The 11,159-nt window shown below is 48.9% G+C and carries 11 protein-coding genes and 2 pseudogenes; 9 read left to right on the top strand and 4 right to left on the bottom strand.

Features of this window, described 5'->3' with window-relative positions; genetic code table 11:
* The 8 genes and pseudogenes from AC2A06_RS04440 to gstA form a co-directional block, all read left to right on the top strand.
* Positions 1–210 (top strand): annotated as a pseudogene (locus AC2A06_RS04440) (electron transport complex subunit RsxC); the annotation flags it as partial.
* A 107-nt stretch (positions 211–317) separates the two neighbouring features.
* The gene (rsxD, locus tag AC2A06_RS04435; protein WP_484379484.1) at positions 318–1,400 is read left to right on the top strand and encodes an electron transport complex subunit RsxD; all 1,083 of its coding nucleotides are present in this window, start codon (positions 318–320) and stop codon (positions 1,398–1,400) included.
* Positions 1,401–1,409: 9 nt separating this feature from the next.
* A complete protein-coding gene (rsxG, locus tag AC2A06_RS04430; RefSeq protein WP_484379483.1) occupies positions 1,410–2,039 on the top strand; it encodes an electron transport complex subunit RsxG in 630 nt (209 codons plus the stop codon).
* Positions 2,036–2,695 (top strand): electron transport complex subunit E, encoded by a 660-nt coding sequence (locus AC2A06_RS04425; RefSeq protein ID WP_023490189.1) that lies wholly within the window; start codon positions 2,036–2,038, stop codon positions 2,693–2,695. Before rsxG ends, AC2A06_RS04425 begins: the two co-directional genes overlap by 4 nt.
* Positions 2,692–3,333 (top strand): endonuclease III, encoded by a 642-nt coding sequence (gene nth / locus AC2A06_RS04420; RefSeq protein ID WP_484379482.1) that lies wholly within the window; start codon positions 2,692–2,694, stop codon positions 3,331–3,333. The genes AC2A06_RS04425 and nth overlap by 4 nt, the downstream gene beginning before the upstream one ends.
* 694 nt (positions 3,334–4,027) lie before the next feature.
* The gene (gene dtpA, locus AC2A06_RS04415; RefSeq protein ID WP_473197770.1) at positions 4,028–5,539 is read left to right on the top strand and encodes a dipeptide/tripeptide permease DtpA; all 1,512 of its coding nucleotides are present in this window, start codon (positions 4,028–4,030) and stop codon (positions 5,537–5,539) included.
* 234 nt (positions 5,540–5,773) lie between these two features.
* Positions 5,774–6,037: a YjbD family protein gene (locus AC2A06_RS04410; RefSeq protein WP_037386039.1), complete on the top strand. Its 264-nt coding sequence runs from the start codon at positions 5,774–5,776 to the stop codon at positions 6,035–6,037.
* Positions 6,038–6,193: 156 nt separating this feature from the next.
* Complete coding sequence (gene gstA, locus AC2A06_RS04405; RefSeq protein ID WP_023490184.1) at positions 6,194–6,799, top strand: glutathione transferase GstA; 606 nt, start codon at positions 6,194–6,196, stop codon at positions 6,797–6,799.
* A gap of 162 nt (positions 6,800–6,961) precedes the next feature.
* Here gstA and pdxY read toward each other — a convergent pair whose 3' ends face one another.
* The 4 genes and pseudogenes from pdxY to AC2A06_RS04385 form a co-directional block, all read right to left on the bottom strand.
* The gene (pdxY, locus tag AC2A06_RS04400; RefSeq protein WP_023490183.1) at positions 6,962–7,822 is read right to left on the bottom strand and encodes a pyridoxal kinase PdxY; all 861 of its coding nucleotides are present in this window, start codon (positions 7,820–7,822) and stop codon (positions 6,962–6,964) included.
* A 92-nt stretch (positions 7,823–7,914) separates the two neighbouring features.
* Entirely contained in the window at positions 7,915–9,189 is a 1,275-nt protein-coding gene (tyrS, locus tag AC2A06_RS04395) for a tyrosine--tRNA ligase (protein ID WP_484379481.1), read from the bottom strand.
* Positions 9,190–9,329: 140 nt separating this feature from the next.
* Positions 9,330–9,983 (bottom strand): pyridoxamine 5'-phosphate oxidase, encoded by a 654-nt coding sequence (gene pdxH, locus AC2A06_RS04390; protein ID WP_473197773.1) that lies wholly within the window; start codon positions 9,981–9,983, stop codon positions 9,330–9,332.
* Positions 9,984–10,016: 33 nt separating this feature from the next.
* Positions 10,017–10,118 (bottom strand): annotated as a pseudogene (locus AC2A06_RS04385) (anhydro-N-acetylmuramic acid kinase); the annotation flags it as partial.
* Between the two features lie 485 nt (positions 10,119–10,603).
* Between AC2A06_RS04385 and AC2A06_RS04380 the strand changes: the two are divergent.
* The gene (locus AC2A06_RS04380; RefSeq protein ID WP_484379480.1) at positions 10,604–11,068 is read left to right on the top strand and encodes an outer membrane lipoprotein; all 465 of its coding nucleotides are present in this window, start codon (positions 10,604–10,606) and stop codon (positions 11,066–11,068) included.
* Positions 11,069–11,159 lie beyond the last annotated feature (91 nt).

The following is an 11,159-nucleotide window of genomic DNA, read 5'->3' as shown; positions in this document are numbered from 1 at the left end:
GCGGAAGCTCAACCAGACCCGCGCAAAGCAGCTATCGCGGCCGCTATCGCCCGGGCTAAAGCCAAAAAAGCTGAGCCACAGACAGAACAGCCGGAAAGCGAGGAAGCGGAAACTCAACCAGACCCGCGCAAAGCAGCTATCGCGGCGGCTATCGCTCGGGCTAAAGCCAAAAAAGCTGAACAACAATTGCCGACAGCGGAAAAAGAGTGAGGAACGTTGTCATACCCCAGAAATGGCGGCGACTACAGCACTGCGGCATACACCCTGGCATCCACAGTGTAATACACTGATAATATGGAAAAAATGGTAGCTATTTTATGAAGTTCAGGCCGAAAAAACAAATCGTTAATGGGGTACATATCGCCAGTTCCCCGTTTACCCATAACCAGCAAAGCACCAGTCGTATCATGCTGTGGGTAATACTGGCCTGTATCCCGGGTATTGCAGCACAAATCGTATTCTTCGGTTACGGTACGCTTTTTCAGGTCGCTTTTGCCATAGTCACGGCCTTACTGGCGGAAGCCGCTATTCTAGGGATGCGAAAACAACCGATAAAAGCTCGGCTGGCAGATAATACGGCCCTGCTCACGGCACTCCTGCTAGGCATCAGCCTCCCACCATTGGCTCCCTGGTGGATGGTGGTGATTGGTACCTTCTTCGCCATTGTGATCGCCAAGCAACTCTATGGTGGATTAGGGCAGAATCCTTTCAACCCGGCCATGGTCGGTTATGTGGTACTGCTGGTGTCCTTCCCGGTACAAATGACCAGTTGGTTACCGCCAGAAGAACTCCGCATCACCTCACTCTCATTGCAGGATACTCTACTGACTATTCTCAATGGACATAGCGTACAAGGTATGACGCTGCATCAACTCGCGATGGGTGTTGATGGCATCAGCCAGGCTACGCCGCTCGATGGATTTAAAACCGGGTTACGTAGTGGTCATCCCATAGAGCAGGTGTTGCAGCAGCCGTTGTTTGGCGGCATGTTGGCAGGGATCGGCTGGCAATGGGTTAATTTGGGCTTTCTGCTTGGTGGCCTATTTCTATTGGCGCGTCGGATAATCCACTGGCAAATCCCCGCCAGTATGCTGGTCTCAATCACGCTGTGTTCCGGACTAGCTTGGATGCTGGACCCTAGCCATCAGGGCACCCCGCTATTTCATCTCTTCTCTGGTGCCACCATGTTAGGCGCTTTCTTTATTGCAACGGACCCGGTGACTGCAGCCACCACCCGCAACGGTCGGTTAATTTATGGCGCACTTATCGGCCTGCTGGTCTGGCTTATCCGGGTGTATGGCGGCTACCCAGACGGCGTGGCCTTTGCTGTGCTATTGGCCAATATGACTGTGCCATTGCTCGATCATTACACGCAGCCTCGTGTCTATGGCCACCGCTAAGGAACCGATATGCTGAATTCAATGCGTAAACATGGCATCACCTTGGCGCTCTTTGCCGCCGTGACCACCGGCCTGACTGCTTTGGTCTATCAATTGACCAAAAGCACCATTGCTCATCAGGCGGCACTTCAGCAACAAGCCTTGCTCGATCAGGTCATCCCCGCTGAATACTATGATAATGATTTACAAAAAGAATGTTTTCTGGTGAGCGACCCGGCGTTAGGCAGCGCTGCACCTCGCCGCTTCTATCTGGCGCGTAAACAGGGCCAGCCGATTGGCGCTGTACTTGAAACCACCGCCCCAGATGGCTACTCAGGTGCCATTCAGCTCTTAGTGGCTGCCGACTTCAATGGTACGGTGTTTGGCAGCCGGGTGGTGGAGCATCATGAAACCCCAGGGCTTGGTGATAAAATTGAGTTACGCATCTCCAACTGGATTACCTATTTTAGTGGCAAAACCATTGATGGCCCGGATGATAAACGTTGGGCAGTTAAAAAAGACGGCGGCATGTTTGATCAATTCACCGGGGCAACCATTACCCCACGAGCAGTGGTGAACTCAATTGCTCGCACCGCGCTCTTTATCAAAACCTTGCCAACTAAACTGGATACCTTGCCAACCTGTGGAGGCACTGAATGAGTGAAGTCAAACAGTTAATCGTTCAAGGATTATGGAAAAACAACTCAGCATTGGTGCAATTATTAGGCCTGTGCCCATTGTTAGCCGTCACCTCCACCGCGACCAGTGCTCTTGGTTTGGGGTTAGCCACAACGTTGGTCCTGGCCATCACCAATAGCGCTATTTCGATCTTTCGCCACTGGATCCCAAGCGAGGTGCGTATTCCCATTTATGTGATGATCATTGCTGCAGCAGTGAGTGTCGTACAAATGTTAATCAATGCCTATGCCTTTGGCTTGTATCAATCTTTGGGGATCTTTATTCCATTAATCGTCACCAACTGTATTGTGGTGGGGCGAGCGGAAGCGATTGCCGTCAGAAAACCACTGGGGTTAGCACTGATTGATGGTCTGTCCATTGGCTTTGGTGCAACCGCTGCCATGCTGGTTCTCGGTTCCCTGCGTGAATTGCTGGGTAACGGTACGCTGTTTGATGGTGCGGATTTGTTACTGGGTAACTGGGCCAAAGTGTTGCGTGTTGAAGTAATACATTTTGATAGTGCCTTTCTGTTAGCCATGCTGCCGCCGGGTGCCTTTATCGGCTTGGGACTGCTATTGGCTGCTAAATATGTGATTGATGAAAAAACCAAACAAAAACAGTCCGAGAAAGCGCCATGAATAAAGAGAAACGCCTGGAGATCCTCACCCGCCTGAGGGATAACAACCCACACCCCACTACCGAACTGATGTATAGCTCGCCTTTTGAGCTATTAATTGCGGTATTGCTTTCCGCCCAAGCCACCGATGTCAGCGTTAACAAAGCAACGACCAAATTGTACCCGGTTGCCAATACGCCCGCGGCGATGCTGGCGCTGGGTGTCGAGGGTATCAAGGGTTACATCAAAACCATTGGTCTGTTCAATAGCAAAGCCGAGAATGTGATTAAAACCTGCCGTCTATTGCTGGAAAAACATGGCGGCGAAGTGCCTGAAGACCGTGCCGCGCTGGAAGCATTACCAGGTGTGGGCCGTAAAACCGCCAATGTGGTGCTCAATACCGCCTTTGGTTGGCCAACCATTGCCGTTGATACCCATATTTTCCGGGTCTGTAACCGCACCCGTTTCGCACCGGGCAGCAATGTTGATCAAGTGGAGGAAAAATTACTCAAGGTGGTACCCAGCGAATTTAAAGTTGACTGCCATCACTGGCTGATCCTGCATGGGCGCTATACCTGCATCGCACGCAAACCACGTTGTGGTTCCTGCATTATCGAAGATTTATGCGAATTTAAAGATAAAGTTTACCCAGCAGAGTAAGCCTCTCCAGCCCTGCTTTTTTCTGCTGCCCAGCTATCACCGGTTCGGGGACTGCATACACAATGCAGTTCTTGTTCGTTCTTTATGCTGCATTAAACACCACTGTCGGGATACACGGCTATCTTTGCATTATTTTTAAGCAGAAAAAGTGTCTTTTTTTTCACTTACGCCACAGATCTATTTTCACATTTATTTCACAATCGCCTGGTTTGATAACTTGCCCTTCCCTCTACAACATAGCCACCACATTCAGATATATAATCCTTATTGTAGATATTTTATAGAATATAGTTTTAAAATTATTTAATTAAAAGGGATATTAATCTTGCTGGGAGTTATTATTTCATTTTGAAATAATAATTTGTCAATCATGAAAATACCGAGCGTTAATTCTGCATAAGTTTTTTAACATAGTTACTTAGCGTTGTAATGATTATATGTAACAGAACATGTCAAAATGCTTGCCTCATTGACAAAGATAGTGAACATTAGCCGCCGTTATTCCATCCTAAAACATCGAATACTCATCATTTTTCACGTTGCGTTTTTGTCCCGGCACACAGCCGGCCTGCTGCCAACATGATCTATTTAGAGTTTTAAGTATAAAAGGGTGCAGCCCTGCACCACTTTTGCCGTTTCCCGTATTGATCAACGGACAGTGATCGTGCGGACAGTAAAAAAACTAGAGGTACCCGTGTCAACTGCAAACAACAAATCATCCGAAAGCGTTAGCCTTAACGCATTCAAACAGCCTAAAGCGTTCTATCTGATCTTCTCCATTGAGCTCTGGGAACGTTTTGGCTATTACGGCCTACAAGGCATTATGGCTGTCTATCTGGTCAAAATGCTGGGCCTGAGTGAAGTCGACTCCATTACTCTGTTCTCTTCCTTTAGTGCGCTGGTTTATGGCTTTGTCGCCGTCGGTGGCTGGCTCGGCGATAAAGTGTTGGGTTCAAAGCGGGTCATTGTATTAGGTGCCATCATTCTGGCTTGTGGCTACGCCATGGTTGCCTATTCAGGTCACGAAGTTTTCTGGGTCTACCTGGGGATGGCGACCATTGCCGTGGGTAGTGCGCTGTTCAAAGCCAACCCCTCTTCTTTGCTGTCTACCTGCTATGAGAAAGATGACCCACGTTTGGACGGTGCATTTACCATGTACTATATGTCCATCAATATCGGTTCATTTTTCTCCATGCTGGCTACCCCATGGTTGGCCGCTAAATATGGCTGGAGTGTCGCCTTCTCACTGAGTGTGGTGGGGATGCTGATTACACTGGTCAATTTTATGATGTGCCGCAGTTGGGTTAAGCAATACGGCTCCAAACCCGACTTTCAACCGTTGCAGATACAGAAACTGCTGATGGTTCTTGTGGGGGTTGTGGTACTGATCGCAGTGTCCAGTTGGTTGCTGCATAACCAGACCATTGCACGCTGGGCGCTGGCAGTGATCTCTGTAGGGATCATTGTGATCTTTGCCAAGCAAACCTTTATGTTAGAAGGTGCGGCACGCCGCAAGATGATCGTCGCCTTTCTGCTGATGTTGGAAGCCGTGGTGTTTTTTGTGCTGTACAGCCAGATGCCAACCTCACTGAACTTCTTCGCTATCCATAATGTTGAACACAGTATTCTGGGGATTACCTTTGAACCAGAGCAATTCCAGGCATTGAACCCATTCTGGATCATGCTGGCCAGCCCACTCTTGGCGGCACTGTATAACAAGATGGGTGATCGCCTACCGATGCCACACAAGTTTGCCTTTGGGATGTTCCTCTGTTCCGGTGCCTTCCTGGTGCTGCCATGGGGCGCCACCTTCGCCAACGAACAAGGCATTGTATCGGTTAATTGGCTGATTCTGTGCTATGCCCTGCAAAGTATTGGTGAACTGATGATCTCTGGGCTGGGCCTGGCAATGGTCGCACAACTGGTTCCTCAGCGGCTGATGGGCTTTATCATGGGTTCCTGGTTCCTGACCACCGCAGCGGCAGCATTGATTGCCGGCAAGGTGGCAGGGCTGACTGCTGTCCCTGCTGATATCAACGATGCCCATGCCTCACTGGCAATTTACAGCCACGTATTTATGCAGATCGGCATTGTTACTGCGGTTATTGCCGTAATTATGGCGTTAACCGCACCGAAACTGTATCGCATGACGCTTGATACAGAGGAAGATACGGAAAATAAAGCACAAGTCGTGACAGCTAACTAAGTCTAACGCCCACCGCTGCAACTTGAATTATAACCAGTATTGACTCTGAATAATTTGAGTTGCAGCCTCCCGGAAGCTGTTAAATCACTCTCAGTGTAAACTGAACATAGCCAGCAACCACCGAGGGCAACACCCGTCCTGACGATATCTTGCAAAAAAATGGCGATAAACAACAAATTTTCGGTTATAAAACCAGTACAGTGGCAGTTCAACTTCACAACATAGGGTGTCATGATGAAAAAGTTAACGCTGAAAGAGATGACAGAAAGTGAACAACGTGAAGTAAAAACGGAGTTGGATAGAGCGCGCAAAAACCTTGAACGCCCGTTAACCAACTCTGAACAGAATAAGATTAAAGAGCAAGCCATTGACCGCATTATGGCGGCACGAGAAAAAATAGCCAAAGTGGCGCGGGCAGAACGCAAAGCCAACCGTGCCAAACCGACAGACAGCACCTTCAACTGGACAGCCTCCATCAGTACCCGGCCCCACCGTTAATCATTTACTATTTCAGCCCGGCTGCCAAAATAGGTGGCCGCGTTGATGTCGTTAAAAGGTAAAAAAATTGTTGGCAAAAACGCTGTAATTTTGCCGCCAGAGCACTAGGATGTGTAGTTGAACTTGTCTGTCCTTCATCTTATCAAGGAGTTTTCGATGAAATTGTTCTATAAAGCTGGCGCTTGTTCCCTGTCACCACATATTGTCTTGCGTGAAGCTGGACTCGATTTTACTGCGGAGAAAGTCGATTTAGCGCAAAAGATAACAGAAAGTGGCGCCAACTATCTGACAATCAACCCTAAAGGGCAAGTCCCGGCATTAGTGCTTGATGATGGTAGTCTATTAACCGAAGGTGTAGCGATTGTGCAATATCTGGCAGACCGCGTACCGGATCGTAATTTGCTCCCAGCAGCAGGAACCCTTGCCCGCTACCACGCGATCGAATGGTTGAACTATGTGGCCACTGAGATGCATAAAGGTTTTAGTCCGCTGTTTAACCCCAAGACACCTGATGAATATAAAGTCATTGTGCGTGAAAAGTTAGCGTCTCAATTCAGCTATCTGGATTCAGTGCTAGAGAAACAGGATTATCTGTTAGGTCAGCGTTTCAGCGTAGCCGATGCTTACCTGTTCAACGTGTTATGTTGGGCGCCGCATATGCAGTTTGATCTCAAAAAATACCCTCATCTGCAGGCTTACGTTGAGCGCGTAGCAGCGCGCCCTGCGGTAGAAGCGGCGTTAAAAGCTGAAGGTTTAAAGTAAGTTGATGACCCCGGCTACCAGTGAGCCGGGGATCTAGACCCAAATTCAATGAAGTTGCAGGTAGGCGGCAACTGAGCGAAGCCCCAGGAGCTTACACCAGTAAGTGACTGGGGTGAGTAAAGGCAGCCAACACCGCTGCAGCTCCATTGGTGACGGGTATATTTAACATTTTACTGCGCGGAACTGACATTCCGGCTCAACAATACGGTCTTGTGCTGCCACTACCTGCAACTCGTACTCCCCCATCGCCTGGGTGGTTAACATCACTTCATATACCGCCGCCGTAACATGTTCCAGTGCTTTAGCCAGCCCCTCCCCCTTAAGCAAGTTCACCAGTAGCAGGCCACTCGTCAAATCCCCCACCCCCACGGGATGGTGTGAGCCGAAATCCACCAGAGGACGGCTGATATGCCAGGCTTCGTCGGCGGTGACTAACAGCATCTCAAAACAATCCAAATCATAACCAGCTCGGCTGAGGTGTTTTATCAATACCACTTTCGGCCCTTTGGCGATCAACTCCCGCGCCGCAGCAATCGCCTGCTCAACATTATGAACATCATGCCCCGCCAACTTTTCCAGCTCCAACAGGTTCGGGGCCACAATATCGCAACAAGGCAAAGCTTGTTGGCAGAAGAACTCTGCGACACCCGGTGCCACAATGCAGCCCTTTTCAGGGTGACCCATCACCGGATCACAGAAATACCAGGCATTGGGATTAGCCTGTTTGACTTGGCGCACAATGTCCAGAATATGGCTGCCCTGCTCGGGTGAACCGATATAACCACTTAACACCGCATCGCAGGTTTTCAGTTTATCGATATTTGCAATGCCTTGGGTTATTTCTGTCAAGTGACTGGCAGGCATGACACAACCGGTCCACTGCCCGTACTGCGTATGATTAGAAAATTGCACGGTGTTCAGTGGCCAAACATTAACCCCCATTCGGCGCATGGGAAACTCTGCTGCACTGTTACCCGCGTGCCCGAAGACCACATGAGATTGTATGGAAAGAATATTTTTCATGAAAACAAACCTGGTTAAACATAAAAAAGAGGATCATCACCTGACAACCCAAAAAAACAAAGGGGCCAAATGGCCCCTGAGTACAAAGCTGATTATTCCCAATCAACCAGGCAGTAATGTTTTTTACCACGACGTAGTAGCGTGTAACGGCCAAACAGGCGGTCACTATCAGTAAACTGATATTCGGGATTAGATTGTTTTTCGCCGTTGATAGTCACTGCATTGGAGCTGATCATGGTCCGCGCCTGCCCCCGGGAAGGCACCAGCTCGGCATTGACCAACGCCTGCTGCAGGTCGGCATCATGCTCCAGCTTGATGGTTGGCATCCCATCTTGTGCCAATTGGGCAAAGTCTGCTGAAGTCATTTCATGCAAGGCACCGGAGAACAAGCTCTGGGTGATACGCTTCGCGGCGGCCAGCCCTTCAGCACCATGTACCATCCCTGTCACTTCTTCTGCCAGTACATATTGAGCACGTGGCGCTTTACCGCTATTTTTATCCTCTTCTTCAAGAGCATTAATCTCTTCAAGGCTCAAGAAGGTAAAGAATTTGAGGAAACGATAAACGTCTGCATCTGCGGTATTGATCCAGAACTGGTAGAATTTGTATGGGCTGGTTTTTTCTGGTGCCAGCCAGACCGCGCCCCCTTCTGTTTTACCAAATTTGGTGCCGTCCGCTTTGGTGATCAATGGTACCGTCAGGCCAAATACCTGCTTTTGATGCATACGACGGGTCAGATCAATACCTGAAGTAATGTTACCCCATTGATCCGACCCACCGATTTGCAACTCCACCTGATGACGGTTATAGAGTTCAGAAAAGTCAAACCCTTGCAGCAGATTGTACGAGAACTCGGTAAAAGAGATACCGGAATCATCACGGTTCAAACGCTGTTTTACCGCTTCTTTGTTGATCATCTGGTTGACAGAAAAGTGCTTGCCGATATCCCGCAAGAAAGTCAGCACATTCATACCACCAAACCAATCATAGTTGTTGGCTGCAATGGCACTGTTGCTGCCACAATCAAAATCAAGGAACGGGGAAACCTGCTTGCGAATTTTCTCGACCCATTCGTTAACCGTTTCTGTGGTGTTCAGCTTACGCTCAGCCGCTTTAAAGCTGGGATCACCAATCAGACCGGTGGCACCGCCGACCAACGCCACTGGCTGATGACCCGCCAGTTGGAAACGTTTCAGGCACAACAACGGCACCAGATGGCCCAAATGCAAGCTGTCTGCGGTCGGATCAAAGCCGCAATACAGCGCGATTGGCCCTTGCGCCAGTCGTTCTGCTAACGCGTCCTCATCCGTTACCTGGGCCACCAGGCCCCGCTCTTGCAATTGTTTAATCAGGTTGCTGCTAGCCATCAATTTCTCCATCTTTAAACGAATGTACCTTTGCCGGTACACAACCTTCACCCATTGGCGAAATAATAAAATTCGAGATAGCGCATAGAATAAAGCGCCAGCGATATCTGTGCCAGCGCTTAAAAGAGATTTTCTTGCTATTAGGGGGCTAGGCGGTCAATTTTCCAGTCATTTTCTACCCGTTGGTATAGGAAACGGTCATGTAACCGGTGCTCCCCTCCCTGCCAAAACTCAACAGAGTCAAATTTAACCCGAAAACCACCCCAGAAGCTGGGCACCGGTATTTCACCCTGTTGGAATTTTTGCTTCAACTCAAGAAACTTGCTTTCCAAGATGCCTCTGGTGGAAATACGTGTTGATTGTTGTGAAACCCAGGCACCAATCTGGCTATCTTTGGGGCGACTACTGAAATACTTCATCACCTCCAAAACAGATAAGCGTTCAGCCTGACCAAGGAAAGCCACCTGACGATCCAGCATATGCCAAGGGAAGAGCAGACTAATACGTGGATTATTCGCTAACTGCTGTGCTTTACGGCTACCGAGGTTAGTGTAAAAAACCAAGCCTTGGTCGTCATAATGTTTAAGCAAGACAATGCGCTGGAAAGGTTGCCCCTGCTCATCAACCGTAGCGACACACATCGCGGTGGGATCAGCCAGGCGCGCTTCACACGCCTGCTTTAACCAACGTTCGAACAAATCGAGCGGATTAGCCGTCAAATCGTGACGACGCAGCCCTCCTTTGATATATTCACGTCGCAAATCTGCCACATCAAATTCATTTTTATCAGTCATTTAGATTACCAACCAACAGTAAATTTATCAGATAGCCTGTTGGGCCACCGTATGTTCATCGATCGCAGCAAGGACTACATCAACCCCATCCAGACTGGTGCCAGACATAACACCGATATAGCGACCTGATCTCATAGCAATACCTTAGATTCTATTTCGAGTGACAATCGTTTTGGCCCCGTTATACTCATCACTATTCAACCTGACAACGTATTGCTGCAGCTTGAAGACGATAGGTATCTGCCCAAAATAATTCGAGTTGCTTGCAGGCAGTAAGTTCTAGAGTCCCCAGCAGCATAGCCCGCTATGTGACTGGGGCGATAGATGTTGCCAACATACTACCGACTTGAATTATGTATGAAGGGTATAATGCAATCTGAAGTATGATGAGTATACATGTGACTCAAAATATTTAGAGTATACTTGCTGAACATTTTTTATAAGCCTGATTTGAATATGCCCAAAATTATTCGAGTTGCTTGTAGCGGCAAATGAACGCTGGCGGCCCCGTAAGGGCGAGTCTCATTAATGAGGCGAATAACCGCCGTCAACACCCAAGCAGCCTGAATGATGACGAGTATCGATGGTCAAATCAGGATGATTAACCGCAGGAGTTTTATATGATTAAGCGTATTCTCGTTGTTGCTCTGACCGGGGTCATGTTGGCTGGATGTGCAGACCCAACAACATCCGGTGATGTCTATTCAGCCTCCCAGGCAAAGCGTGTACAGACTGTCACCTTTGGTACCGTAGTCTCTGTTCGCCCGGTACAAATTCAAGGTAGCGAAAGCGCAAATACCATTGGTGCTATCGGTGGCGCCGTACTGGGTGGGTTGCTAGGGAATACCATTGGTGGTGGTAGTGGCCGTAATATTGCAACCGCCGCAGGTGCAGTAGCCGGTGGCGTGGTGGGTAACAGTATAGGTAGTGTTGCCGGCCGCAGCAGTGGTGTCGAACTGGAAATCAAAACCGACAATAAAGAAAATATTGTCGTGGTACAACGTGCCAGTGCAACCCAGTTCAACCCTGGCCAGCGTGTTCGTATGGCGCAAAATGGTGATACTGTGACGGTTTCCCCACTGTAATATTTCCAGCCTAATGCGGTAGCAGCCAAACGATTGGCAAGTGAGGCTCATGGATGAGCCGGCCCATGCCTTCTGCGCATATCTTAAAATG

Source organism: Serratia sp. HNCC26DJ244 (assembly GCF_057180565.1).
This window is presented reverse-complemented; position numbering and strand designations above follow the sequence as displayed.

Coding starts and splice junctions, on each gene's coding strand:
- AC2A06_RS04410 (WP_037386039.1), top strand. CDS start 5,774: ATGAAAAAGTTAACGCTGAAAGAGATGACAGAAAGTGAACAACGTGAA.
- nth (WP_484379482.1), top strand. CDS start 2,692: ATGAATAAAGAGAAACGCCTGGAGATCCTCACCCGCCTGAGGGATAAC.
- AC2A06_RS04380 (WP_484379480.1), top strand. CDS start 10,604: ATGATTAAGCGTATTCTCGTTGTTGCTCTGACCGGGGTCATGTTGGCT.
- tyrS (WP_484379481.1), bottom strand. CDS start 9,189: ATGGCTAGCAGCAACCTGATTAAACAATTGCAAGAGCGGGGCCTGGTG.
- pdxH (WP_473197773.1), bottom strand. CDS start 9,983: ATGACTGATAAAAATGAATTTGATGTGGCAGATTTGCGACGTGAATAT.
- rsxG (WP_484379483.1), top strand. CDS start 1,410: ATGCTGAATTCAATGCGTAAACATGGCATCACCTTGGCGCTCTTTGCC.
- gstA (WP_023490184.1), top strand. CDS start 6,194: ATGAAATTGTTCTATAAAGCTGGCGCTTGTTCCCTGTCACCACATATT.
- pdxY (WP_023490183.1), bottom strand. CDS start 7,822: ATGAAAAATATTCTTTCCATACAATCTCATGTGGTCTTCGGGCACGCG.
- rsxD (WP_484379484.1), top strand. CDS start 318: ATGAAGTTCAGGCCGAAAAAACAAATCGTTAATGGGGTACATATCGCC.
- AC2A06_RS04425 (WP_023490189.1), top strand. CDS start 2,036: ATGAGTGAAGTCAAACAGTTAATCGTTCAAGGATTATGGAAAAACAAC.